At 72.4% G+C, this 24,151-nt stretch carries 21 protein-coding genes and 1 pseudogene; 12 read left to right on the forward strand and 10 right to left on the reverse strand.

Annotated features, from left to right (window positions below; all coding sequences use genetic code 11):
- Positions 1 to 3: 3 nt before the first annotated feature.
- Genes ACIOHP_RS40660 through ACIOHP_RS40675 form a run of 4 tightly spaced genes read left to right on the forward strand, consistent with a single transcriptional unit; the run spans position 4 to position 3,701 of the window.
- The gene (locus ACIOHP_RS40660) at positions 4 to 888 is read left to right on the forward strand and encodes an AAA family ATPase (RefSeq protein WP_401895613.1); all 885 of its coding nucleotides are present in this window, start codon (positions 4 to 6) and stop codon (positions 886 to 888) included.
- Positions 889 to 893: 5 nt separating this feature from the next.
- Positions 894 to 2,012 (forward strand): VWA domain-containing protein, encoded by a 1,119-nt coding sequence (locus ACIOHP_RS40665; RefSeq protein WP_401895360.1) that lies wholly within the window; start codon positions 894 to 896, stop codon positions 2,010 to 2,012.
- On the forward strand, positions 2,005 to 3,102 hold the full coding sequence (locus tag ACIOHP_RS40670) for an XdhC family protein (RefSeq protein WP_401895362.1): 1,098 nt from the start codon (positions 2,005 to 2,007) through the stop codon (positions 3,100 to 3,102). The genes ACIOHP_RS40665 and ACIOHP_RS40670 overlap by 8 nt, the downstream gene beginning before the upstream one ends.
- 11 nt (positions 3,103 to 3,113) lie before the next feature.
- The gene (locus ACIOHP_RS40675; protein WP_401895364.1) at positions 3,114 to 3,701 is read left to right on the forward strand and encodes an SRPBCC family protein; all 588 of its coding nucleotides are present in this window, start codon (positions 3,114 to 3,116) and stop codon (positions 3,699 to 3,701) included.
- On the opposite strand, the gene ACIOHP_RS40680 is transcribed toward ACIOHP_RS40675, so the two are convergent.
- Entirely contained in the window at positions 3,698 to 3,928 is a 231-nt protein-coding gene (locus ACIOHP_RS40680) for a hypothetical protein (protein WP_401895366.1), read from the reverse strand. The genes ACIOHP_RS40675 and ACIOHP_RS40680 overlap by 4 nt on opposite strands.
- Positions 3,929 to 4,128: 200 nt before the next feature.
- A complete protein-coding gene (locus ACIOHP_RS40685) occupies positions 4,129 to 4,635 on the reverse strand; it encodes a metallophosphoesterase family protein (protein ID WP_401895369.1) in 507 nt (168 codons plus the stop codon).
- Positions 4,636 to 4,794: 159 nt separating this feature from the next.
- Between ACIOHP_RS40685 and ACIOHP_RS40690 the strand changes: the two genes are divergently transcribed.
- A complete protein-coding gene (locus ACIOHP_RS40690) occupies positions 4,795 to 6,747 on the forward strand; it encodes a glycosyltransferase family 2 protein (protein WP_401895372.1) in 1,953 nt (650 codons plus the stop codon).
- A 4-nt stretch (positions 6,748 to 6,751) separates the two neighbouring features.
- Positions 6,752 to 7,360: a dTDP-4-dehydrorhamnose 3,5-epimerase gene (rfbC, locus tag ACIOHP_RS40695; protein ID WP_401895375.1), complete on the forward strand. Its 609-nt coding sequence runs from the start codon at positions 6,752 to 6,754 to the stop codon at positions 7,358 to 7,360.
- A gap of 92 nt (positions 7,361 to 7,452) precedes the next feature.
- Here rfbC and ACIOHP_RS40700 read toward each other — a convergent pair whose 3' ends face one another.
- From ACIOHP_RS40700 to ACIOHP_RS40725, 6 genes are all read right to left on the reverse strand, one after another.
- Positions 7,453 to 8,310: a hypothetical protein gene (locus tag ACIOHP_RS40700; RefSeq protein WP_401895376.1), complete on the reverse strand. Its 858-nt coding sequence runs from the start codon at positions 8,308 to 8,310 to the stop codon at positions 7,453 to 7,455.
- Between the two features lie 25 nt (positions 8,311 to 8,335).
- Positions 8,336 to 9,196, reverse strand: coding sequence for a dTDP-4-dehydrorhamnose reductase (gene rfbD, locus ACIOHP_RS40705; RefSeq protein WP_401895379.1), 861 nt, complete (start codon positions 9,194 to 9,196; stop codon positions 8,336 to 8,338).
- On the reverse strand, positions 9,193 to 10,173 hold the full coding sequence (gene rfbB, locus ACIOHP_RS40710; protein WP_401895381.1) for a dTDP-glucose 4,6-dehydratase: 981 nt from the start codon (positions 10,171 to 10,173) through the stop codon (positions 9,193 to 9,195). Before rfbB ends, rfbD begins: the two co-directional genes overlap by 4 nt.
- A complete protein-coding gene (locus tag ACIOHP_RS40715) occupies positions 10,170 to 11,237 on the reverse strand; it encodes a glucose-1-phosphate thymidylyltransferase (protein ID WP_401895384.1) in 1,068 nt (355 codons plus the stop codon). Before ACIOHP_RS40715 ends, rfbB begins: the two co-directional genes overlap by 4 nt.
- A 152-nt stretch (positions 11,238 to 11,389) precedes the next feature.
- On the reverse strand, positions 11,390 to 11,569 hold the full coding sequence (locus ACIOHP_RS40720) for a hypothetical protein (RefSeq protein WP_361550096.1): 180 nt from the start codon (positions 11,567 to 11,569) through the stop codon (positions 11,390 to 11,392).
- Positions 11,570 to 11,646: 77 nt separating this feature from the next.
- Positions 11,647 to 14,103, reverse strand: a complete 2,457-nt coding sequence (locus tag ACIOHP_RS40725) for a SpoIIE family protein phosphatase (RefSeq protein ID WP_401895385.1) — start codon at positions 14,101 to 14,103, stop codon at positions 11,647 to 11,649.
- A gap of 198 nt (positions 14,104 to 14,301) precedes the next feature.
- Between ACIOHP_RS40725 and lanKC the strand changes: the two genes are divergently transcribed.
- The 4 genes and pseudogenes from lanKC to ACIOHP_RS40745 all read left to right on the forward strand — a co-directional run.
- The gene (gene lanKC, locus ACIOHP_RS40730) at positions 14,302 to 16,884 is read left to right on the forward strand and encodes a class III lanthionine synthetase LanKC (protein ID WP_401895387.1); all 2,583 of its coding nucleotides are present in this window, start codon (positions 14,302 to 14,304) and stop codon (positions 16,882 to 16,884) included.
- 58 nt (positions 16,885 to 16,942) lie between these two features.
- Positions 16,943 to 17,056 carry a SapB/AmfS family lanthipeptide gene (locus tag ACIOHP_RS40735; RefSeq protein ID WP_327721162.1) on the forward strand — a complete coding sequence of 38 codons (114 nt, stop codon included), beginning with the start codon at positions 16,943 to 16,945 and terminating at the stop codon, positions 17,054 to 17,056.
- Positions 17,057 to 17,139: 83 nt separating this feature from the next.
- Entirely contained in the window at positions 17,140 to 18,828 is a 1,689-nt protein-coding gene (locus ACIOHP_RS40740; RefSeq protein ID WP_401895391.1) for an ABC transporter ATP-binding protein, read from the forward strand.
- Positions 18,829 to 19,235: 407 nt separating this feature from the next.
- Positions 19,236 to 20,369 (forward strand): annotated as a pseudogene (locus ACIOHP_RS40745) (ATP-binding cassette domain-containing protein); the annotation flags it as partial.
- A 231-nt stretch (positions 20,370 to 20,600) separates the two neighbouring features.
- On the opposite strand, the gene ACIOHP_RS40750 reads toward ACIOHP_RS40745, so the two are convergent.
- Together ACIOHP_RS40750 and ACIOHP_RS40755 are read right to left on the reverse strand one after the other, a co-directional pair.
- Positions 20,601 to 21,209, reverse strand: a complete 609-nt coding sequence (locus tag ACIOHP_RS40750) for a response regulator transcription factor (protein WP_361490719.1) — start codon at positions 21,207 to 21,209, stop codon at positions 20,601 to 20,603.
- 294 nt (positions 21,210 to 21,503) lie between these two features.
- Complete coding sequence (locus tag ACIOHP_RS40755) at positions 21,504 to 22,877, reverse strand: S1 family peptidase (RefSeq protein ID WP_401895394.1); 1,374 nt, start codon at positions 22,875 to 22,877, stop codon at positions 21,504 to 21,506.
- A gap of 189 nt (positions 22,878 to 23,066) precedes the next feature.
- On the opposite strand from ACIOHP_RS40755, the gene ACIOHP_RS40760 reads away from it, so the two are divergent.
- Complete coding sequence (locus ACIOHP_RS40760; RefSeq protein ID WP_401895397.1) at positions 23,067 to 23,480, forward strand: PaaI family thioesterase; 414 nt, start codon at positions 23,067 to 23,069, stop codon at positions 23,478 to 23,480.
- 445 nt (positions 23,481 to 23,925) lie between these two features.
- Positions 23,926 to 24,141: a type A2 lantipeptide gene (locus ACIOHP_RS40765; RefSeq protein WP_327721157.1), complete on the forward strand. Its 216-nt coding sequence runs from the start codon at positions 23,926 to 23,928 to the stop codon at positions 24,139 to 24,141.
- The last annotated feature ends 10 nt before the right edge of the window (positions 24,142 to 24,151 follow it).

A 24,151-nucleotide genomic window follows, 5' to 3' on the forward strand; every position in this document is an offset into this window, starting at 1 on the left:
GCGATCACCGGGTTCGACGGCCCGGAACAGGTGCGGGCCCGCCTGGAGGAGACGGGGTACCTCGTCGACCACGGGCTGGCCGTCGCCTGTTTCCTGGCCCTCCGGCTGGCCCGGCCGATCTTCTGCGAGGGCGACGCGGGCGTCGGCAAGACCGCGCTCGCCTCCGCCCTCGCCGAGGCACTCGACGCCCCGCTGATCCGGCTCCAGTGCCACGAGGGCATCGAGGCCTCACAGGCCCTGTACGACTGGGACTTCCCCCGCCAGCTGCTGCACCTGCGCGCCGCCGAGGCGGCCGGGGTCAGCGACGCCGACCGGCTGGAGAGCGAGCTGTACGACCGGCGCTTCCTGATCGCCCGGCCGCTGCTGCGCGCGCTGGAGACACAGCCGTCGGTCCTGCTGGTCGACGAGATCGACCGTGCCGACGACGAGTTCGAGGCGTTCCTGCTGGAGCTGCTCTCCGAGTACTCGGTGACCATTCCGGAGCTGGGCACCTTGCGCGCCCCGTCCCCGCCCGTGGTCGTGCTGACCTCCAACCGCACCCGTGAGGTGCACGACGCCCTGAAGCGGCGCTGCCTCTACCACTGGTTCGACCATCCCGGGTTCGCCCGCGAACTCGCCATCGTGCGGCGGCGGTTGCCCGGAGTGTCGGCGCGGCTGGCGGAACAGGTGACCACGCTGGTGCAGGCCCTGCGTGCGCAGGACCTGCTCAAGCCGCCCGGCGTGGCCGAGACGATCGACTGGGCCGAAGCCCTGGACGCGCTGGGCGCGAGCGAGGTGGACGCGGAGCTGGCGGTGACGACTCTGGGGTCGGTGCTGAAGTACCGGGAGGACGCGGAGCGGGCGCGGAGGCTGGACTTCACGGCCCTGCTCTCCGCCCGGGGGGCGTGAGGGGCATGGGGGACGTACTCGCCGCGGACGCCGCGCTCCTCGGCTTCGCCCGCGCACTGCGCGCGGCGGGCGTCGACGCGAGCGCCGACCGGCTGCACGCCTTCCTGCGGGCGGTGGACGAGTTGGACCCCTCGCTGCGGGCGGACGTGTACTGGGCGGGGCGGCTGACCCTGTGCGGGGACCGGGACGACCTGGAGCGCTACGAGCGGGTGTTCGCCGCGTACTTCGGCACCGGTGAGACGGACCGGAAGGCGGTGTCCGCGCCTTCGCCGTCCCGGCTGCGTCTGCTCGTGCGGGATGCCCGGGAACCTCGTACGACCGATTCGGGCGAGCGCGAAGGACCGCCCACCGCCTCCCTCGCCGGCTCCGCCGAGGTCCTGCGCCACCGCGACGTCGCGGAACTGACCGGCGCCGATCGTGCGCAACTGCGGCGCCTGCTGGCCGCGTTCGCCCTGCACGGCGCGTCCCGGCGCAGTGCGCGGCGGCGGCCGGCCCGGCGCGGGGAGGTCGATCCGCACCGGACGGTGCGAGAGCTGCTGCGCCGCGGCGGGGAGCCCGGGCGGCTGCGCCGGCACGCGCGGACCGAGCGGCCTCGGCGGGTCGTACTGCTGGTGGACGTCAGCGGCTCCATGGCGCCGTACGCCGACGCGCTGCTGCGGTTCGCGCACGCGGCCGCCCGGGGTCCGCGCACCGAGGTGTTCACCATCGGCACCCGGCTGACCCGGGTGACCCGCGAGCTCTCCCACCGCGACCCCGACCTCGCGATGAGGGCGGTCGCGGCCGCCGTGCCCGACTGGCGCGGGGGTACCCGGCTGGGAGTGCTGCTGCGCGAGTTCCTGAACCGCTGGGGGCAGCGCGGGATGGCACGCGGCGCGGTCGTGGTGGTGCTGTCGGACGGCTGGGAGCGTGGCGATCCGGAGGTGCTGGCGGCACAGATGCGACGCTTGCGGCGGCTGGCCCACCGCGTGATCTGGGCCAATCCGCGCAGGGCACGCCCCGGGTACGCACCCTTGGCGGCCGGTATGGCGGCGGCACTGCCGAGCGTGGACGCGTTCGTCGACGGGCACAGCCTGGCCGCGCTGGAGAGCCTGGCGGCGGTGGTGAGAGGAGCGGATCGTGCGTGAGATTCTCCCGGCGCTGAGCGCCTGGTACGCGGCGGGAGTGCCGTTCGGCCTGGCGACCGTCGTCGCCGTGAGCCGCAGCGCGCCGCGCGACCCCGGTGCGGCGATGGCCGTGGGGCCCGGGGACGAGGTCGTCGGCAGTGTGTCCGGCGGCTGTGTGGAGGGGGCGGTGTTCGAGCTCGCGCAGGAGGTGGTGGCGAGCGGCGAGGCGCGGTTGCAGACCTTCGGGTACAGCGACGAGGACGCGTTCGCGGTGGGGCTGACCTGCGGCGGCGAGATCACCCTGCTGGTGCGGCCCGTCTCCCCGGCAACCGACCCGGCCTTCGGCGAGGTCGCCGAGTCGGTGGCGGCGGGCCGCCCGGTGACCGTGGCGACGGTGACCGACGGACCGGCGCCGCGCGGGGCGACCCTCGCGGTGTGGCCGGACCGGGTCACGGGGAGCCTCGGCACCGACGGTCTGAACGTGGCGGTCACCGCCGACGCGCGCGGCGAACTCGCCCTGGGAGCGACGGGGTTGCGCCATTACGGCCCGCGCGGCGAGCGCCGCGAGGACGCGGTCACCGTCTTTCTGCACTCCTTCGCGCCACCCCCACGCATGCTGGTCTTCGGCGCGATCGACTACGCCGCCTCGGTCGCCCGTATCGGTGACTTCCTCGGCTACCGGGTCACCGTGTGCGACGCCCGCCCGGTCTTCGCCACCCCCAAACGCTTCCCGCAGGGCGTGGAAGTGGTCGTGGACTGGCCGCACCGCTACCTCCGGGACACGGACACCGACGGGCGCACGGTGATCTGCGTCCTCACCCACGACCCCAAGTTCGACGTCCCGCTCCTGGAGGAGGCGCTGCGCCGGCCCGCCGCCTACATCGGGGCGATGGGCAGCCGCCGTACGCACGACGACCGGATGAAGCGGCTGGTCGAGGCCGGGCTCACGGACCGTGAACTGGCCCGCCTCCGCTCCCCGGTCGGGCTCGACCTCGGCGCCCGCACACCGGAGGAGGTGGCCGTGTCCGTCGCCGCCGAGATCGTCGCACTGAGGTGGGGCGGCACGGGAACCCCTCTGACCGCCACCGCGGGAGCCATCCATCCCCATTGACGGAGGAAGTCATGGAACTGCTCCACGAATTCACCGTGCCCGTCCCGGTCGACGAGGCCTGGCGGGCGCTCCTGGACATCGAGCGCGTCGCGCCGTGCATGCCGGGGGCGACCGTGCAGGACTACGACGGCAAGACGGTGAACGGCTCGGTGAAGGTCAAGGTCGGCCCGATCACGGTGACGTACAAGGGCACCGCCGTCTTCGAGGAACAGGACGAGGACGCCCACCGCGTCGTCCTCATCGCGAGCGGCCGCGAGACCCGCGGCCAGGGCACCGCCCGCGCCACCGTCACCGGCACGCTCATGGGACAGGACGGTGGTACGGCCGTGTCGGTGCGCACCGATCTGACGGTCACCGGACGTCCGGCGCAGTTCGGACGCGGGGTGATGGCGGAGGTGGGCGACCGGATCATCGGCCGGTTCGCGCAGAACCTCGCCGAGCAACTGGGCGACGAGCCGCAGGAGACACCGCCGCCGGTGGTGGACGAACCACTGGACCTGTTCCGCACGGCCGGGGTGCCGGTCGCCAAGCGCGCGGCCGCCGCGGCCGCCGTGATCGTCGCGCTGGTAGTGGTGCTACGGCGGTGGCGGCGCCGCTAGGCCTGGCCCTCCGGCAACCGCGGGGCCGGCCGTGGCGGCCGGCGGTGCTCGCGGTGCGCCTGGCCCGCCCAGTGGGGGTACCGGGGCGGGCGTACGGACAGGTCGTGGCCGAGCCGGAAGGTCGCGTTGTCCATGCCGGACTGCTGAAGCGGGGCGAGGGGGAGGTCGGCCCATTGCGGGAACCGGGTGGTGGGCAGACGGCGTACGAGCGTGGCGTCGATCGGCACGCCGTCCACCTCAGCGGGGCGACGCCACCGGCGTCCAACGAATCAGGGGGTTGGGGCCGGCGCCGACGGGTAGCCGCCGCGCGACGGAAGAGGGGCGCACTCCCTCTTGGGCACCTCTGACGGAAGGAGGTCCGTGACAGCGCACACTCGCAGCGCCCGGGCCGCTTCCGCGAACGCGGAGCGGCCCGGATCCTGTCTCCTCAGGCCGCCCGCGGCGGCAGCTCGTGCAGTCGTACGTCCATGAGCCGGCCGTCGTCGACGGTCGCCGTCATGTAGGTGCAGTGCGGCTGACGGCGGCGGTCCGTCGGAGAGCCCGGGTTGAGCAGGCGCAGGCCGGAGGGGGCGGTGGTGTCCCAGGGGATGTGGCTGTGCCCGAAGACGAGCACGTCGAGGTCGGGGAAGCGCGCGGCACAGCGTGCCTCGCGGCCCTGGGCTGGACCGGTCTCGTGGACCACTCCCCAGCGCAGACCGCCGAGTTCCGCGTACGCGACCTCCGGCAGCCGGGCGCGCAGCCCCGGTCCGTCGTTGTTGCCGTACACACCGACCAGACGCCCGCTGAGGCGCTCCAGCAGATCGAGGGTCGCGGTGTCGACCCAGTCCCCGGCGTGCAACACGACGTCGGCGCGCGGGAGTTCGGCCAGCAGCGGGTTCGGCAGCACCTTCGCCCGCTTCGGGAGATGCGTGTCGGACATGAGGAGCAGACGCACGCGGTCAGACTATCGGTGAGAGATCGTCAACGTTCACCTGATCGGTATGCGATCCGGGCGGTGGCCGAAGCGAGAACCGTGGTGTCGTCGGGTTAGCATCTGGCCACAAGCACCGCACCATGACAGAAACGACAAGCGACCCAAGGGGGACCGAGCCTCATGCCGGTCAAGGTCAGCGTCGTCGTCCCCGTGTACAACCCCGGGGTTTACATCGAGGACTGCATCGCATCTCTGAAGAGGCAGTCACTGCCTCCCGACGAGTTCGAAGTGGTCTTCGTCGACGACGGTTCCACCGACGGAACACCAGCCCGGCTCGATGAACTCGCTGCCGAGGATACCCGCGTACATGTCATCCACCAGGAGAACTCCGGGTGGTCGGGCAAGCCCCGCAATGTGGGGATCGAGGCGTCCCGGGGCGAGTACGTCATGTTCGTCGACAACGACGACTACCTCGGCGACGAGGCCCTCGAGCGGATGTACGACTACGGCGTGGCCAACGGCGCCGATGTGATCGTGGGGAAGATGGCCGGCAAGGGACGTCCCGTCCCCGTCGAGCTGTTCCGACGCAACCACCCGCGCGCGTCGGTCGAGAACGCTCCGCTCATCGACAGCCTCACCCCGCACAAGATGTTCCGCCGGGCCTTCCTGGACGACATCGGACTGCGCTTCCCCGAGGGCCGGCGGCGCCTCGAGGACCACGTCTTCATCGCCGAGGCGTATCTGCGCGCGGACAACGTTTCCGTGCTCAGTGACTACGTGTGCTACTACCACGTGCGCCGCGACGACGCCTCCAACGCCGGTTTCCAGCAGTTCGAACCGGCGGGGTACTTCAAGAACCTGCGCGAGGCCCTCGACGTCGTCGAGACGTACACCAAGCCGGGAGACCTGCGGGACCGTCTCTTCCGCCGCTGGCTGCGCAACGAGATGGTCGAGCGGATGCGCGGCAAGCGCCTGCTGGCGATGCCCGAGGACTACCGCCGCGCCCTGTTCACGGAGATCCACTCCACCGTCGTCGAGCGCTTCGGTCCCGGCGTCGCGGCCGGGCTCCCGCCGACACAACGGGTCGTGGCCGAGCTGATCGCCGCGGACCGCTACGCCGATGTCGTCGCCTTCGCCGAGTGGGAGGCCGGCATCGCCCTCAGGGCCGTCCCGGAGGGCGTCGAGTGGCAGGACGGCACGCTGCGGGTCGCTCTGCGCACCGAGTTCACGTCGGGCGGCGAGCCGATGGTGTTCCCGGCCCAGGGCGTTCCGGCGACGGGCGGTCCGCCGCTGGACGCCACCGAGGCCATCGCGTGGGTGTCCGCCGACTCCGTCGCGCGTTTCGACACGGCGGCCGGCGACCTGCTGCTGCGCGAGCGCGCCAGCTCCGCGCAGCATTTCCAGTCGGTGCAGGTCACCCGGGAGACGGTGCCGGAAGGCGACGGCGAGCGGGTGCGGCTGGTGCTGCGGGTGACGGCCACGGTCGACCCGGCCACCGCGGCGGGCGGCGCGCCCCCGGCCGGCGGACTGTGGGACGCCTTCGTCCGCGTCCGCCTCGGCGGCTGGACCAAGGAGTGCCGCTTGGGCCCCGCCCCGGCGCACGACCGGCCCGCACCGCAGGCGGCCCTCGCGGGCGGCCGTACGGTCCTGCCGTACTGGACCCACCCCCACGGCAACCTCGCCCTCGCCGTGGACCGCGCGCCCGAACGGCTCGGCCTGGACCGTGCCACGCCCGGGACCGTCACCGTCTCCGACGACCACATCCAGGTGCCGCTGCCGCTGCATGTGTCCGGTGAGCGCAAGGTCGTGCTGCGGCTCGGCTCCGCGAGCATCGTGGACGTGCCCGGCACCCTCTCCCCCGCCGCGGACGGTTCGGGATCGGTGCTGGAGGCCGAACTGCCCCTCGCCGAACTCAGGGCCTCCACCTGGCGGGTCGCGCTGAGTCCCGTCCCGGAGGCGGCCGAACCGCGTTTCCTCGTCCTGCCGTTCGCCCTGCGCGTCACCGGCGAGACGGTCCGCGCGGTGCGTGCGCCCAACCCCGGTGGCCTGGAGCGGCTGGCCCGCCGGGTCCGCCGCAAGCTCGGCAGGGTGCTGCGCGGTGCGACATCCCGGATCAAGAACGGCAGGAGGTAGCGGCGTGCGACCGCTGGGCATTGAGGGCGCCTGGGTGCTGGAGCCCAAGGTCTTCCCGGACGAGCGGGGCAGTTTCCACGAGTGGTACCGCGGCGAGGAGTTCCGCGAGGCCACCGGGTACGACCTGTCGCTGGCGCAGGCGAACTGCTCGGTCTCCAAGCGGGGTGTGCTGCGCGGAGTGCACTTCGCGGACGTGCCGCCCGGTCAGGCCAAGTACGTCACCTGCGTGCGCGGCGCCGTCCTGGACGTGGTGGTGGACATCCGCGTCGGCTCACCGACCTTCGGCAGCTGGGAGGCGGTGCGGCTCGACGACGACACGCGGCACGCCGTGTTCCTCGCGGAGGGGCTCGGGCACGCGTTCATGGCACTGACCGACGACGCCACCGTGGTGTACCTGTGCTCGACGGGATATGCGCCGGGGCGTGAGCACGGCGTGCACCCGCTCGACCCGCAGCTGGCCATCGCCTGGCCCGAGGGGATCGCGCCGGTGCTGTCGGAGAAGGACGACCAGGCGCCGTCGCTGGCCGAGGCGGAGCGGTCCGGACTGCTTCCGTCGTACGAGGAGTGCTCCGGCTACTACGAGCGGCTGCGCGCCGGGCGGCCCGGCGACTGACGGCGCTGCGTCGAGCATGGCAGCAGTGGACCCCGCCCTTCGGATCGAAGGGCGGGGTCCACTGCTGCCATGCCGGGGGCACGGCCTGCGTCCTACGACGTCTTCGTCGCCTTGGGAGCGGCGGGGGTGCCGTAGCGGGCCTTGAGGGCCTGGCGCTTGTTGCTGCCCTCCGCGTTCACGCCCTTCTCGATGATCACGAGGTTGTGGAAGAAGTGCACGCCCACGATGTTGCGGTCGGTGTACGTGGGCTTGTAGTCCTCGTCCACGAACTCCTCGTAGTTCAGCCCGTCCGTCAGCCGCTTGAGCAGGCCCATGCTGGTGTCCGGGGAGTCGAGGTCCTCGCTGCCCATCCACTCGGGCCAGTAGGAGCTCTGGGTGTCCTCGACCACGTAGATGCCGCCGTCCGCGAGCAGCGGGAACAGGGTCTTGAACGTGGTGATGACATGCGGGCTGCGGTGGCTGCCGTCGTCGATGATGACGTCGAGCTTGCCGATCTTCCCGGCGATGGACAGCAGCGAGTCGGGGTCGGACTGGTCGCCGATGTACGTCGTGATCCGGTCCTCGTCGACGAACGACTTGTCCTGGATGTCCACGCCGTGGATCTGCGCGTTGGGGAAGAAGGCCTTCCACATCCGCAGCGACGCACCGCCCTGACCGGCCCGGGCGTAGCCGCCGATGCCGATCTCCAGGAGGTTGAACTCCTTGTTCTTCAGGTGCTGGAGGTAGCGCTGGTAGTGCTTCGCGTACTTGTGGGCGCCCCACTTGTCGGTCTTGAAGTGCGCGGCCAGCTTGCACAGGTCGTCGGAGATCGCGGCGACACCCGTGAGGGCCTTCGGCTTGGGCTTCGGCTGGGGGCCGACCGTCCGCTGCTTGACCTTGCGCAGCGTCTCCCAGCCACGCTCACCGACGACGGGTTTGACGGCCTTCTTCACGGCCGACTTGATCGACATGCTCCGGATTCTCCCTCTGTGATGGTCACGCCAGGGACGGAAAGGCCGCTGCCAGCGCCTCCCGCCAGTCTCGGATGGGGGTGAGGCCGGCCTGCTCCCAGCGCGCATGACCCAGCGCGCTGTACGCGGGACGGGGTGCGGGCCTCGGGTAGGCGGCACTGCCCACCGGCCGCACCCGGCCGGGGTCGGCACCGAGGTGCCGGAACACCTCACGGGCCAGTCCGTACCAGGTGGTCTCGCCGGAGCTGGTGGCGTGGAAGACGCCGCTCGCGCCCTGGCCGATGCGGGGGCCGAGGTCGGCGATGCGGGTCGCCACGTCGGCGCTCCACGTGGGCTGTCCGCGCTGGTCGTCGACGACGTCGACGGTGTCGCGGGAGGCCTCCAGCGCGATCATGGTGCTGACGAAGTTGCGGCCGTGGGCGCCGTAGAGCCAGGCGGTGCGCAGCACGGCGCCGGACTCGGGGAGCTCCTCCAGCACGGCCTGTTCCCCGGCCAGTTTGGTGCGGCCGTAGGCGGTGCGCGGAGCGGTCGGGTGGTCCTCGGGGTACGGGGCGCTGCGGGCGTCGCCGTCGAAGACGTAGTCGGTGGAGACGTGGACCAGGCGCGCTCCCCGGGCCGCGCAGGCGCGGGCGAGGTTCCGCGGCCCGTCGCCGTTGATCAGCAGCGCCTGCTTCTCGTCGGTCTCGGCGTCGTCGACGGCGGTGTACGCGGCGCAGTTGACCACGAGGTCAGGGCGCTGCTCGGCGAGGACGGCGTCGACGGCGTCGGGGTCGGTGATGTCGAGCCCGGCGCGGTCCAGGGCCGTCACCTGCTCACCGCGGCGCGTCAGTTCGTCGACCGTGTCCCGGCCGAGCATTCCGCCGGCCCCGGTGACCAGCCACTTCATACGTGCTCCTGGGCGACGCGCCGCTTCAGCGGCTCCCACCAGGAACGGTTCTCCCGGTACCAGGCGACGGTCTCGGCGAGGCCGGTGGCGAAGTCGTGGCGCGGCTGGTAGCCGAGCTCGGTGTGGATCTTGGTCCAGTCGACGGAGTAGCGCAGGTCGTGGCCCTTGCGGTCCTCGACGTACTCGACCATGTCCCAGTCGGCGCCGCTCGCTTCGAGGAGCAGTCCGGTCAGTTCCTTGTTGCTGAGTTCGGTGCCGCCGCCGATGTTGTAGACCTCGCCGGCCCGGCCCCCGGTGCGCACCAGGTCGACGCCCTGGCAGTGGTCGTCGACGTGCAGCCAGTCCCGGACGTTGCGGCCGTCGCCGTAGAGGGGGACCTTCAGGCCGTCGAGGAGGTTGGTGATGAAGAGCGGGATGACCTTCTCGGGGAACTGGTGGTGGCCGTAGTTGTTGGAGCAGCGGGTGACGCGGACGTCCATGCCGTGGGTGCGGTGGTACGCCAGGGCGAGCAGGTCGGAGGAGGCCTTGGAGGCCGAGTACGGCGAGTTGGGCTGCAGCGGGTGGCTCTCGGGCCAGGAGCCGTGCTCGATGGAACCGTAGACCTCGTCGGTGGAGACGTGCACGAACGGGCCGGTGCCGTGCCGCAGGGCCGCGTCCAGCAGGGTCTGGGTGCCGACCACGTTGGTCATCACGAAGTCGGTCGCCCCGGCGATCGAGCGGTCCACATGGGACTCCGCCGCGAAGTGCACGACCTGGTCGGCGTCGGCCATGAGCTTGTCGACCAGCTCGGCGTCACGGATGTCGCCCTGGACGAACTCCAGCCGCGGGTGGTCGAGTTCGAGGTTGTCCAGGGTGCCCGCGTAGGTCAGCTTGTCCAGCACGGTGATCCGCGGCGCGTCGGGGGTCTCCGAGGCGAGGAGTCTGCGCACGTACTGGGAGCCGATGAAGCCGGCGGCGCCGGTGACGAGGAGATTCATGAATGGATCTGCACCTTGCTGTGGTCTCCGAGCACGAGGCGGTGGACGGTGGGCATACCGACCGTCGGGGTCACCTCGACATGACGGCCGATGAGGGAGGACTCTATACGCCCGACGCCCTGGATCGAGGAGTCCCGCAACACGATCGAGAACTCCAACTCACTGTCCTGGATCCGGCAGTTCTCGGAGACGGAGGTGAAGGGGCCCACGTAGGAGTCGATGACGACCGTACCGGCGCCGATGATCACGGGTCCGACGACACGGGAGCCGGTGACCCGCGCGCCCTCCTCGACGACCACCCGTCCGACGAGCTCGGACCGTTCGTCGACCTCGCCGTCGATGCGGTGCTCGATGGTCTCCAGGACCGTCCGGTTCACCTCCAGCATGTCGACGACGTTGCCGGTGTCCTTCCAGTAGCCCTTGATGACCGTGGAGTGGACGTCGGCGTGGAGGTCGATGAGGTGCTGGATGGCGTGGGTGATCTCCAACTCGCCCCGCCAGGAGGGCTCGATGGCGCGGACCGCCTCGTGGATCGCGGGCGTGAAGAGGTAGACGCCGACCAGGGCGAGGTCGCTCTTGGGGGTTTCGGGCTTCTCCTCCAGGCCGATCACCTGGCCCTCGGAGTCGAGCTCGGCGACGCCGAAGGAGCGCGGGTCGGGCACATGGGTGAGGAGGATCTGCGCGGCGGGCCGGTTGACACGGAACTCGTCGACGAGTTCGGAGATGCCGCCGACGATGAAGTTGTCGCCGAGGTACATCACGAAGTCGTCGTCGCCGAGGAAGTCCCGTGCGATCAGTACCGCGTGGGCCAGCCCGAGCGGGCGGTCCTGCGGGATGTAGGTGATCTCCAGGCCGAACTTCGAGCCGTCTCCGACGGCTTCCTCGATCTCCGCGGCGGTGTCGCCGACGATCACCCCGACTTCGGTGATCCCGGCGGCCGCGATGGACTCCAGGCCGTAGAAGAGGACGGGTTTGTTGGCCACGGGCACGAGTTGCTTGGCCGATGTGTGGGTGATCGGCCGCAATCGCGTACCGGCGCCACCAGACAGGACAAGAGCCTTCATTTGGTTCACCTTAGTCTGGTTCGCCGGTAACGGACCGTTCGCTCTATGGCTTGCGCGTGCCGAAATCCCGTGGTGACACGGGCGTCTTCGATCAACTCGCCATGTGTTCGATCAGTTCCCGGTGCACTCGTACGAGTGGTCAACCCCAGCCGTCAGTCCTCACCCCTGACGATGTTGCCCTCCGCGACCGGGCCCATGGCGTACGTGCCGTCCGAATCCACGACGGCCGGCACCCAGGTGCGCACGACGGTCCGGCCTCGCAGTCGGCGGGCCCTGGCCCAGCCGGTCTCGGGCCGGCGGGCGACGGGTTTCTCCAGCATGTGTGCGGTCACGGCGGTTCATCTTCCTTCTGCTGCACGGGTGCACGGCGTTGTCGGGCACCGGGTACCCCGTCGGCGCTGCCCGGCACTCACCGCTCCAGTGAGATCTCGCTCCACACCTGCTTGCCCCCGCTGACCGGCAGCGTCCCCCAGGTGTCCGACATGGCCTCGACGAGGAGGATGCCGCGCCCGCCGGTGGCCTCCCAGCCGATGCGGGTCGCCCTCGCGGGGGTGCGCGGCGAGGAGTCGGCGACGGCGACGCGCAGCCGGTGGTTGACGAGGGTGAGTTCGAGACGGACCCGGCCGTCGGTGTGCACGAGGGCGTTGGTGACGAGTTCGGACACGACGAGCAGCACGGTGTCCAGGGCGTCGTCGGACACACCCCAGGTGCGCATGGTGCGCCGGGTGAAGCGGCGGGCGTGCCCGACGGCCTGGGGGACGCGCCACACCGTCCAGCTCTCGCGCTGCGGACGGGTGGCCATGCCGTCGTAGCGCATGAGGAGCAGGGCGACGTCGTCGCTGCGGCGGGCGTTGCCGAGCAGGGCGTCGGCGACGAGGCCCAGGTGGGCGGGGTCGGAGACGGACAGCCCGTGGGCGAAGCGGTCCATGCCCTCGTCGATGTCGGAGTCGACGGACTCCACGAGGCCGTCGGTGGTCAGGGCGATCAGGGTGCCGGGCTGGAGTCTGAGCGGGGTCATCGGGAAGTCCGCCTGCATGACCACACCCAGGGGCGGGCCGCCCTCGGCCTCGACGATCTCGGTACCGCCGTCCGGGTGACGCAGCACCGGCGGCAGGTGTCCGGCGCGCACGTACCAGGCGGAGCCCTCCTCCATGTCGACGTCGACATAGCAGCAGGTGGCGAAGAGGTCGGTCTCCATGTCCATGAGGAGCCGGTTGGCATGGGAGACGACGACGTCCGGGGGGTGTCCCTCGACGGCGTAGGCGCGCAGGGCGGTGCGCATCTGGCCCATCAGGGTGGCGGCGGCCGCGCTGTGGCCCTGGACGTCGCCGATGACGAGGGCGACGTGGTTGTCGGGCAGCGGGATCACGTCGTACCAGTCGCCGCCCAGCTCCAGCCCCGCGGTGCTGGGCAGATAGCGGGCGACGGCGACCGCGCCGGGCAGCTTGGGCAGACGGCGCGGCAGCAGCTGGCGTTGGAGCATGCCGACGAGTTCGTGTTCGGCGTCGAAGGCGTGGGCCCGCATCAGCGCCTGGCCCGCGAGGCCGGCGGAGGCGGTGAGCAGGGCGCGTTCGTCGGGGCCGAAGTCGTGCGGGGTGTCCCAGCCGATCAGACAGGCACCGACCATGCGGCCCCCGCCGGGCAGCGGCAGCACGGCGAGGCCGCCGGGGCCGACCTCGGCGAGGGCGGGTTCCAGGGCGGTGCCCGCGGGCCAGATGTGAGCGCGGCCCTCGCTCAGGGCCGCGGCGAGGGTGGGCATGGCGCGTACCGGCGCGTCGGGCCACTCGGTGCGCCACTCCAGGCGCCACAGCTCGGGCCAGGACTCCGCCTCGGGCGGGTCCAGGACGGTGACGATGAGCCGGTCGCCCTCCAGCTCGGCCAGCGCGATGCGGTCGGCCTGGAGCGGCTTGCGCAGGGCGGCGACCACGGCCTGGCTGACGTCACGGACGGTGCCGGCGGCGGCCAGGGCGGCGGCCAGGCGCTGGACACGGGCCACGTCGGTGACGTCGGAACGCAGCGTGGAGGCGTCGGCGACGGTGCCCACCAGACGGGCGGGCCGGCCCTCGCCGCCCGGCAGGAGCCGGCCGCGCAGTCTGAGCCACTTGGGTGGTCCGGTGGGCTGGAGGACCCGGAACTCCAGCTCGCGCTCGCCGATGGACATGTGGTCGGCCTCGACGACCGACATCAGGGAGGGCAGGTCCTCGGGCACGGTCAGCGCCAGCAGGGTCTCGACCCGGCCGTCGAAGTCCTCCCGGCCCATGCGGAACAGTTCCAGGATGTCGACGCCGACCTCGACGCGTCCGGTGTCCATGGCCAGGGTGAAGGCGTTGGCGGGCAGTTCCTCGCCCTCGGCGGGCCGGGCCGGAGCGGAGTAGGCCACCGCGTCGGCGATGAGTTCCAGGCATGCGCGGTCGTCGGCGTCGAAGCCGTCGGGGCGCTCACTCACCGCGACCAGACAGCCTCCGCCACCGCCCCCGCGGGCGGGCAGGGCCGCGAGGCAGAAGTCCCCCGCCGGGGTGCGCCGCGACTCGGCGGCCTCGGCGAGCTCGTCGGGACCGAGCCAGGCGGCCTTGCCGGTGCGGTGGACGTCGGCCACCGGAGACCTTCCGGAGGCGGGATAGCCGTCACGCACGCCGTACAGGGTCCGCGGCACTCCGACCGACTCCGCCAGGCACAGCAGCTCGCCGTCCTGGCTCGGCGTGTACACGGCGGCGAAGGAGGCCCTGGCGAAGACGAGCACCTGCTCCAGGACGCGCCGCAGCCGCTCGGGCGAGCCCGGATCGGCCGTGACCGCTTTGAGGGCGATTTCGGCACGCGGCGTTCCCGTTCTGCGTCCCGCAGCGCCCTCACTGACCACGTTCGCCATTACAGCGCTTATGAGACACCCGCGCAGCCCCTGTGACCGTTCCGTGGAGTTCCCGCGGCGGCTCCGGGGTGCTCACGCTCGAAACCCACCGAACAAGTCTTGACCCATGCGTTCCGCACGGTGAGGTCGTGACAGGCATGACTGTCCGTGCCCGCCGTCCCCGCAGGAAGCTCGATGCCGGGCCACGGAGGGGGTCGTATGGACAAGCGGTACGAGGTGTACGCGCTCGCCGACCGGCACTTCTACGAGACGCCTGACCGGCTGTCCGCGGGGGTGACCGAGGCGGCGCCCCAGTACGAGACGGCGCGCCGCGAGGTGCCCGGCGGCTGGGACGCCTCGCGGATCGGCGACTGGCTGGCGCTGACACCGCTCGGCGCGGACGGCGCCCCCGCGCCGGGGCCGGCCCAGGGCTGGAAGATCCACGCCTCGGCCACCCGGGCGAACGCCGAGCGGATCGCGGCGATCGTGTGGGACTACTGCGTGCCGCGGCGCATCGCGTTCAAGTTCGTCCCGGGACCGCATCTGCTGCACCTGCGCAACACCAAGTACGCGGGCCGCGACACCAGCGGCAAGTTCGTCACGATCTACCCGGCCGACGAGGAGCAGCTGCACACCGTCCTGCGTGAGCTGGGCAAGCTCCTCGAAGGCTTCGAGGGGCCCTACATCCTCACCGATCTGCGCTGGTACGACGGCCCGCTCTATGTCCGTTACGGCGCGTTCGCCCGCACCTTCGTGGTCGACGAGCGGGGCTCGCTGGTGCCGGCGGTGCGGGACGGCGCGGGAAAGCTGATCCCCGACCGGCGGGCGCCGTCCTTCCAGGTGCCCGAGTGGGTGACGTTGCCGGCGTTCCTGGAGCCGCATCTGGCGGCGCGGAACACGACGACGGTGGGCGACCTGCCGTACCGGATCGAGAAGGCGCTGCACTTCTCGAACGGCGGCGGGGTGTACGCGGGCACCGACACCCGGGACGGCAGCAAGGTCGTCCTCAAGGAGGGGCGGCCGCACGCCGGGCTGGCCGCGGACGGGGCGGACGCGATCTCGCGGCTGGAGCGGGAGAAGTACGCCCTGGAACAGGTGGCGGGGACGGGTGTGGTGCCGGAGGTGCGGGACTGGTTCACCCTCGGCGACCACCGGTTCCTCGTCATGGACTTCCTGGAGGGCCGCCCGCTGAACTCGTTCTTCGCGGAGCGCCATCCGCTGCTCACCCCGGATCCGGATCCGAAGGCCGTGGCGGACTACACGGCGTGGGCGGTGCGCATCCACGGAGCCGTGGAGCGGGCGGTGGCGGCGGTGCACGCGCGCGGGATCGTCTTCAACGACCTGCACGTCTTCAACGTCATGGTCGGCCCGGACGAGGAGTCGGTGTCCCTGCTCGACTTCGAGGCGGCCGCGCCGGTCAGCGAGAACGGCCGTCAGGTGGTCGCCCACCCCGGGTTCTTCGCTCCGCCGGACCGTACCGGCATCGACGTCGACCGGTACGCGCTGGCCTGTCTCCGGCTCGCGCTGTTCCTGCCGGTCACCACGCTGTTCGTGGTCGACCGCGGCAAGGCGGCCCATCTGGCGGAGGTGATCTCCCGTCAGTTCCCGGACGTGCCGCGCGAGTTCCTCGACGAGGCGGTCGCGGAGATCACCCGGGAGACGCCGGTGCGCGCCCCGTCCTACGTGGAGCCGGGCGACTGGCCGTTCAGCCGCGACTCGATGGTCAAGGCGATCCTCGCCTCGGCCACCCCGGAGCGCGAGGACCGGCTCTTCCCCGGCGACATCGCGCAGTTCTCCGACGGCGGCGGCCTGGGCCTCGCACACGGCGCGGCCGGGGTGCTGTACGCGCTGGACGCGATCGGCGCCGACCGGTACGAGGAGGGCGAACGCTGGCTCCTGGCCCGCACCGCGCCGCCGCCCCGGGGCACACCGCTGGGCCTGTACGACGGGCTCGCGGGCGTCGCCCACGTCCTGGACCGGCTCGGGCACCGGCAGCGCGCGCTCGACCTGATCGACTCGATCCTCGCCGAGCGCTGGCAGAACCTCTCCTCCGACCTGCACGGCGGGCTGGCCGGACTCGGCCTGGTGCTGGGCGAGTTGGCCCGCACGACCGGCGAGCCGGAGCTGCGGGACCGGGCCGCGGAGGCCGCCGACATCCTCGTACGACGTCTCGCGGAGCCGCCCCCGGACACGCCCCGGCGGCGACGGGCCGGGCTGCTGCGGGGTGCGAGCGGGGCCGCGCTGTTCCTGCTGCGGCAGTACGAACGCACCGGTGAACCGGGGTTGTTGGCGGCGGCCGAGGTGGCGCTGCGGCGTGACCTGGAGTGCTGCGCGACCCGCGAGGGCGGTGCGATGGAGGTCGACGAGGGCTGGCGCACGCTGCCGTATCTCGGCGACGGCAGCGCGGGCATCGGGATGGTCCTGGACGACTACCTCGCCCATGCCGACGCCCCCGGCGAGGAGTTCGTCCACGCCCGGGACGGCATCCTGACGGCCGCCACCTGCCGCTTCTATGTGCAGCCCGGCCTCTTCCAGGGCCGTGCCGGACTGATCCTGCACCTCGCCCGCACCGGCGACGAGCGGCTCGCCGGGCAGATCGCCGGGCTCGGCTGGTTCGCCATGGACTACCAGGGCCAACTGGCCTTCCCCGGACACCAGATGATGCGGCTGTCGATGGACCTGGGCACCGGAACGGCAGGGTGCCTGCTCGCGCTCGGCGCGGCCCTCGACAGCGGTACGCACGCGCACCTGCCGTTCCTGCCGCCGCTCGGGCGGCCCCCACAGCGCGGTTCCGCGAACTGACGGAGCCGTGACCCAACCCCGTCCCCACGGGTGGACGACACCGATGGAAGGAAGCGACATGGCACTTCTCGACCTGCAGACGATGGAGTCCGACGAGCTCACCGGCGGCGGCAACAGCACCCTGAGTCTGCTGTCCTGCGTCAGCGCCGCGAGCGTCACGCTCTGTCTCTGACGAGCACCCTGCGTACCTAGGCTCCGGGCGGCCGCTCCCGCGAGGGAGAGGCCGCCCGGAGCCCCCGCACATCGAGGGGTGACATGGCTGAGAACGTCGGCACGCCGCACGGGCCGCTCGGTCCGGCCCCCGCCCGCTGGCTGGCCCTGTGCCTGGCGAGCACGGCGGCGACCGGCGCCGCTCTGCTGCTGCCCGCCGCGCTGGGCCGCACCCTGGACCTGCTCCTCGCGCACGACCCGGCGACCCGCTGGGTGCTGTACTGCGCCGCACTCGTCCTGCTGATCGCTCTCCTCGACGCCTGCGAGACCGTGCTCGGCGGCACGGTCGACGCCCGCACCACCGCCTGGCTGCGCCGGCGCCTCACCGCTCATGTCCTGGCCGTCGGACCGCGCGCCGCCGCCCGCTTCGGGCCCGGCGATCTCGTCGCCCGTCTCGTCGGCAACGCCGCGCAGGCCGGCACCGCGCCGACCTCCCGCGCCGCCCTGCTCTCCGCGCTGGCCGGACCGGTCGGCGGCCTGGTCGCCCTCGCTCTGATCGATCCGTGGCTCGCGGCCGTGTGGCTGGCCGGAGCACCGGTCCTGGCGCTGCTGCTGCGCGCCTTCGCCCGCGACACCCGGGAATGCGTGACGCGCTACCAGGAGGCGCAGGGGCGGATCGCGGCGGCGCTGTCCGAGGCCGTCGGCGGACACCGCACGATCGCGGCGGCCGGGACGGCGGACCGCGAGACGGCGCGGATCCTGCGACCGCTGCCCGAACTCTCCTCGGCCGGTCATCGCATGTGGCGGGTGCAGGGCCGGGCGGCCGGCCAGTCCGTCGCCGTGGCACCGCTGCTCCAGCTGGGCGTCGTCGCGGTGGCCGGCGTCCTGCTCGCCCGGCACCGGCTGACGGTGGGCGAGGTGCTCGCGGCCTCGCGCTACGCCGTGCTCGCGACCGGCGTCGGCGTCCTGGTGGGACAGCTCGCGGGCCTGGCCCGCGCCCGGGCCGCCGCCGGACGGCTCACCGAGGTGCTCGCGGAGCCCGCCACTGCGCACGGTGAGCGCCGACTGCCCTCCGGTCCCGGCCGGTTGGAGTTGCGCGGTGTCACCGCCCGGCGCGGCGGACGGGCCGTGCTCGACGGCGTGGACCTCGTCGTACCCGGCGGGACGACCCTCGCCGTGGTCGGCCGGTCCGGCGCGGGCAAGTCGCTGCTGGCGGCGCTCGCCGGACGCCTCGCCGACCCGGACGCCGGGGAGGTCCTGCTCGACGGCGTGCCGCTGCGGGACCTGCCCCGTGACGAACTGCGCCGGGCGATCGGCCACGCCTTCGAACGACCCGCCCTGCTGGGCGGCACCCTGGCGCAGGAGATCGGCCTCGGCCTCGCCTCCCCCTCCCCCGCCCGGATCAGGGAAGCGGCCCGCGCGGCCCACGCGGACGACTTCGTCAGCCGGCTCCCCGCCGGGTACGCGACCCGCTGCGCCGACGCCCCGCGCTCCGGCGGCGAGTCCCAACGCCTGGGCCTCGCCCGGGCGTTCGCCCACGGCGGCCGCCTCCTCGTCCTCGACGACGCCCTGTCCAGCCTCGACACGGTGACGGAGGCCCGGATCACCGAGTCCCTGGTGGGCGCCGGCACGGACGGCACCCGGCTGCTGATCGCCCACCGAGCGTCGACGGCGGCCCGCGCGGACGCGGTGGCCTGGCTGGACGGGGGACGGATCCGGGCGGTCGGACCGCACGAGGAGCTGTGGCGGATGCCGGGGTATCGGGCGGTGTTCGCGGGCGGGGAGGGGGCATGACGGGCGGGGCCGCCGGAGCGGAGCCGACGGAGAGGGTTCTGCGTCCCGGTCTGCGTTTCCTGTGGGAGCGGTGGCGGGTCGTGCTGCGGCTCGGGGCCTGGTCCGTGCTGGAGACCGGGCAGACCTTCCTCACCGGGTACGCGCCCGCCCGCGCCCTGGACGAGGGGTTCCTGGCGGGACGGGTGGGCACGGGACTCGTGTGGCTGGGGGTGGCCGGGCTCGGTGTCCTCGTCGGGGCGTACGGCACGGTGCGGGTGTACGCCGCGGTCGCCGCGCTCGTCGAACCGCTCCGGGACCGGCTGGTGGCGCGGGTCGTCGCGCGCGGGGTCCGGGAGGGGGACGCCGGGGCGCTGTCCGGGCTCACCCAGCAGGCCGAGATCGCGCGGGACACGTTCGCCGGCCTGGTGATGGTGTCGCGTTCGTTCGTGTTCACCGCGGCGGGCGCCCTCGTCGGCCTGTTCTCGCTCGCCCCGCTGCTCCTCGTGGTGGTCGGGTTCCCGCTTCTCGCCGGGGTGGCGCTGTTCGCGGCGACGCTGCGGCCGCTGGCCCGCCGTCAGGAGGCGTTCCTCGTCGCCGACGAGGCGTTGGCGGAGCGGCTCGGTGCCGTCTGTCCGGGGCTGCGGGACATCACGGCGGCCGGTGCGGAGGAACAGGTCGCCGACGGCACCGGGGACCGGGTCGACGCCGAACTGCGGGCCGCGAGTTCCCTGGCCCGCTGGAGTGTGCTGCGCGTGGTGTCCCTCGCGATCGGCGGCCAGCTGCCGATCGTGCTGCTGCTCGCCACCGCGCCCTGGCTGCTCCGCAACGGCGTCACCACGGGCGGCCTGGTCGGCGCCCTCGCCTACGTCACCCAGTCGCTGCTGCCCGCCCTGAGCAACCTGGTGCACGGGCTGGGCACGAGCGGATCGCGGCTGGTGGTCGTGGTGCGGCGGCTGGTCCGGAACAGCACGCGGGAGGCCGGCGCGACGGCGGGGAGGGCGCGCGAGCCGTTCGAGGGGCTGCGGCGGACCAGCGGCGCGCTGCCCGCCCGGCTCCCCCGCCCCTCCGGCAACCCGCCCGGCGCCCCCGCCCTCTGCCTCACCTCGCTCACCTTCGCCTACGGCCCCGCCGCCGCCCCCGTCGTCCAGGACCTCCACCTCACCCTCGCCCCCGGCGCCCACCTCGCCGTCGTAGGCCCGAGCGGCATAGGGAAGTCCACGCTCACCGCACTGGTCGCCGGGCTGCTGGAGCCCACGAAGGGCTCGGTCCGGGTGTGCGGGCACCCCGTGCCCGGGGCGGAGGCCGCCGCGTGCCGGGTGCTCATCCCGCAGCAGGCATACGTCCACACCGGCACCCTCGCCGAGAATCTCGGGCACCTGCGACCCGACCCCGTGCCCGAGGAGGAACTCCTCGCCGCGGCCGGGGCGGTGGGACTCCTGCCGTTGCTCGAGACGCTCGGCGGACCGCGGGCGACGATCGATCCCGCCGCGCTCTCCGCGGGCGAGCGGCAGCTCGTGGCGCTGACCCGCGCCTATCTGTCGTACGCCCCGCTCGTCCTGCTCGACGAGGCGACCTGCCATCTGGACCCGGAGGCCGAGGAGCGTGCGGAGCGGGCCTTCGCCGAACGGCCCGGCGGCACCCTGGTGGTCGTGGCGCACCGTATGAGTTCGGCCCGTCGTGCCGACCGGGTCCTGGTCATGGACGGGCGGGAGACGGCGTACGGGACGCATGACGAGCTCATGCGGCGCTCGGCGCTCTACCGGGATCTCGTCGGCAGTTGGACGCCCGTGCCGTCAGAGCCAGCCCTCGCCCTGGGAGATCCGGATCGCGTCGACGCGGTTGCGGGCCCCGGTCTTGCGGGTGATGGCCGCCATGTAGTTGCGCACCGTCCCGTGGGACAGATGCAGGCTCCCCGCGATCTCCGCGATGGAGGCCCCCTCGGCGGCCAGGACTAAGACACTCAACTCCCGTCTGGTCAAAGGCATTTCGGCGGCCCTGAGGAAGCCGAAGCCCAACGAGTCGTCGACGAAACGCTTCCCTTCGGCGACGCGCCGGATGCCGCGCACCAGACGTTCCGGTGAGCCCTCCTTGTCGACATAGCCGAGCGCTCCCGCCTCGGCCGCGCGCTTCAGCAGCCCCGGGCGGTTGGCGCTGGCCAGGACCAGCAGGCGGGGCGGCGGCACGTCCGACTGGCGGGCGCCCAGGTCGCGCAGTGGGGGGATGCCATAGCTGTCCGAGCACTCCAGGTCGGCCGCGCAGACGTCCGGCGCCACGGTTCGCAGCCGGTTCGGCGCGTTGCGCCACGGGGCGTCGAACACCCCGAGGTCCGGCTCCCGGCGCAGCCACTCCGCCAGAACCGATCTGACCAGACACTCGTCGTGCACCAGAAGAACCCGGATCAACTGCCCGTCCCTTCGACTCACCGTTCGCCGTTCCGTGGGGTGAAAAGCGCGTGCCCCATTGTTCGCGCCCCGCACCTTTCCCGGGCGCGAAGAACCGGCCAACAGGGTGCGTGGGGGCGCACTCCCGGAGCCCCGTACGCCGCCGCGCGCTTCGACTGTGGGGGCATGGGAGGGAGCCGAGGGGGTAGATGCCGGCGTTCGTCGGCGTGCCGGGACACACGAACGGTCCGACCCTCCCGCCGGAGGGCCGGACCGTGTCCGTGGGTTGCTGGTGGGGCGTTGTGGGGCGCTGGGTCAGTGGGTCTCGGTCACACCGGAGGAGCCGTCCTCCGCGCCCGCGCCGGCTTCCTCGCCGCCGACCTCCTGGCCGCCGACCTCTTCACCGCCGACCTCCTGGCCGCCGACCTCTTCGCCACCGACCTCCTGGCCGGCACCGGCTTCCTCGCCACCGACCTCTTCACCGGCACCGGCTTCCTCGCCCGCACCCGCTTCCTCGCCCGCACCGGCTTCGTCACCGGCACCCGCGCCGGCCTCGCCGCCGCCCGCCGCGTCGCCCGCGCCGAGGGTCGCGCCGACCGCCTCCAGGGCGGTGGTGACCGGCTGGAAGAAGGTCTCGCCGCCGACCGTGCAGTCGCCGCTGCCGCCGGAGGTCAGACCGATGGCCAGGCCGTCCTGGGTGAACAGCGAGCCGCCGCTGTCGCCGGGTTCGGCGCAGACGTTGGTCTGGATGAGCCCGGTGACGGTGCCCTCCGGGTAGTTCACGGTGGCGTCGAGTCCGAGGACCTGGCCGTCGTTGAGCCCGGTGGTGCTGCCCATCCGGAACACCTGGAGGCCGACCTCGGCGTCCGCGGCCTGGGAGATGGCGACGGTCTGGTCGCCGACGTTGACCTCGCTCGGCGCGACGGTCGCCGGGTCGTCGTACTTGACGAGTGCGAAGTCGCCGTCACCGGGGAACGTGGCCTGGTCGACCGTGGCGATCGGCGCGCCGCCGTCCGCGTCGGACCACTCCGCCGCCGCGACCCCGCAGTGACCGGCGGTCAGGAAGGCCGGGGAGCCGTCGCCCGCGGTGACGTTGAACCCCGCCGAGCAGCGGGCGCCGCCGGCGAAGATGGCGTCGCCGCCGGAGAGGAACGTCTTGAAGGTGCCGGCCGACTTCTTGATGGTCGCCATGCCGGAGCCGAGGGTCTGGACGGTCGACTCCAGCTGGTCCCACTTGCCGCCGGTGACCGTGCTGTCGGCGGTGACGAGGATCTTGTTCGTCCGGGGGTCCACGGCCCAGGCCGTGCCCGGGATGGTCGCGTCGGACTTCAGCGTCTGCGCGCCGGCGGCCAGTTCGGCGAGGCTGTTGTCGACCTCGCGTATCTCCGCGCCGGCCTTCTTCGCCTGGACGATCACATTGTTGTTGTCGCCCGGGATGACGTTGACGACGAGCTGCTGCTGGTCCGTGTCGTAGTACGAACCGGCGAACGACTCGCCGAGCAGGTCGGCGAGCTGGGAGGCGAGATCCGAGGCGTCCGATGCCTTGAGGGTCTTGGGTGCTGCGGTCTGGCCCGAGGAGCCGTCCTGGTTGGCGTTCGCCTGCGGCAGGAGAATTGCGGCTGCTCCGAGCGCCACCACGCCGCCCGCTGCGATCGCGGCCTTGCGCTTCGGAATTCGCTTGTGACTCAAACTACTCGACCTCCTGAAGGACGGGGTCAGTGCCGCCGGTCGTCGGCGGCTTGTCGGGGCGCCTGGATGGCAGTGGGTACGCAGGAGTCACGTGGGGCGTTCAATTCCGTTTGCAGGCAATCTCTTTACGCAACCGCGAATCGGCCAGGGTCCGCGTCCGGCGGGCGGGGAGCGGGAACAATCCCCTATATGACGATGACCACCGCCGAAGCCGACAAGATCCTCGCCGACAACTTCGCCCCCTGGGTCCTTGAGCTGGGCCTGTCGGTCGAGTCCCTGGACGACCACCGCGCCATCCTGCGTCTGCCCTGGTCGGACCGTCTGTCGCGGGAGGGCGGGGCGCTGTCGGGGCAGGCGCTGATGGCCGCCGCCGACACGGCCACGGTGATCGCCGTCTCGGGGGCGCGCGGCGCCTACGGACCGATGACGACAGTGCAGCAGTCGACGTCGTTCCAGCGTGCGGTGGCCGGTTCGGATGTCCTGATCGAAGCGGTCGTCACCAAGCTGGGCCGGCGCATGGCGTTCGCCGACATCACGATGACCGACGCGGAGTCGGGTGAACTCGCGGCCCGCGCGAGCACGGTGTACGCACTGCTGGGCTGACACGGTCCGCGACCGGACGGCAACGGTCCGTTCCGAACTTCGTACCGAATCCTGGCTTCAGGGAATCTGCACATCCAATACTCACCGAAGTCACCGGGCGCGGTGGTTCTGCACAAGCCCGCGCGGCCTCGTACGTCATTGGGGCGGGAGTGTCGGATTCGCTTCCCGGGCCGCAAGGGCGCGTATGAACGGAACGCGCGCCAGGTGTGAAGAAGTCGCCACCGAGCCGTGCGCACTCCTGCACGGTTCGGTGCTTGTGGGGCCCAAGTTGCCTGGTGAGGCCATGGGTTGATTGGAAGGGCACGGCCGCCGCGTGCTTTGATCCATCGCACCGCAGGAGCCGCACAGGGCTTCGGAAACGGGCGCTTGGCGCCTGCGGTCGCGGCCGTCCCCAGAGGGGTCACCGCTCCCCCTTGTGAATATCCATATGAAGGGAAGTTCCATCATGAACTCCACCCCCCAGGTTGAGACCGTCGAGATCTCCGACGCGGAGCTCGACAACGTCTCCGGCGGCCTGCAGCTGAACGCCCTGGGCACCGTCACCGGCCTGGTGGACGGCGTCGCCCCGGTTTCCGGCCTGGTCGACACGGCCGTCGGCACCGTCGAGGGTGTCACCGGCCTCTCCGTGGCCCCGGTCACGAACCTGGTCGCCGGTCTCTGATCGCACCTTG

It is taken from the genome of Streptomyces sp. NPDC087859 (assembly GCF_044742595.1).
Taxonomy (GTDB): domain Bacteria; phylum Actinomycetota; class Actinomycetes; order Streptomycetales; family Streptomycetaceae; genus Streptomyces; species Streptomyces canus_F.

Bases quoted from the DNA above. Each gene is read 5' to 3' on its own strand.
- ACIOHP_RS40665 (WP_401895360.1), top strand. From the start codon at position 894: ATGGGGGACGTACTCGCCGCGGACGCCGCGCTCCTCGGCTTCGCCCGC.
- ACIOHP_RS40675 (WP_401895364.1), top strand. From the start codon at position 3,114: ATGGAACTGCTCCACGAATTCACCGTGCCCGTCCCGGTCGACGAGGCC.
- ACIOHP_RS40690 (WP_401895372.1), top strand. From the start codon at position 4,795: ATGCCGGTCAAGGTCAGCGTCGTCGTCCCCGTGTACAACCCCGGGGTT.
- ACIOHP_RS40700 (WP_401895376.1), bottom strand. From the start codon at position 8,310: ATGTCGATCAAGTCGGCCGTGAAGAAGGCCGTCAAACCCGTCGTCGGT.
- rfbD (WP_401895379.1), bottom strand. From the start codon at position 9,196: ATGAAGTGGCTGGTCACCGGGGCCGGCGGAATGCTCGGCCGGGACACG.
- rfbB (WP_401895381.1), bottom strand. From the start codon at position 10,173: ATGAATCTCCTCGTCACCGGCGCCGCCGGCTTCATCGGCTCCCAGTAC.
- ACIOHP_RS40715 (WP_401895384.1), bottom strand. From the start codon at position 11,237: ATGAAGGCTCTTGTCCTGTCTGGTGGCGCCGGTACGCGATTGCGGCCG.
- ACIOHP_RS40725 (WP_401895385.1), bottom strand. From the start codon at position 14,103: ATGGCGAACGTGGTCAGTGAGGGCGCTGCGGGACGCAGAACGGGAACG.
- lanKC (WP_401895387.1), top strand. From the start codon at position 14,302: ATGGACAAGCGGTACGAGGTGTACGCGCTCGCCGACCGGCACTTCTAC.
- ACIOHP_RS40735 (WP_327721162.1), top strand. From the start codon at position 16,943: ATGGCACTTCTCGACCTGCAGACGATGGAGTCCGACGAGCTCACCGGC.
- ACIOHP_RS40740 (WP_401895391.1), top strand. From the start codon at position 17,140: ATGGCTGAGAACGTCGGCACGCCGCACGGGCCGCTCGGTCCGGCCCCC.
- ACIOHP_RS40760 (WP_401895397.1), top strand. From the start codon at position 23,067: ATGACGATGACCACCGCCGAAGCCGACAAGATCCTCGCCGACAACTTC.
- ACIOHP_RS40765 (WP_327721157.1), top strand. From the start codon at position 23,926: ATGAACTCCACCCCCCAGGTTGAGACCGTCGAGATCTCCGACGCGGAG.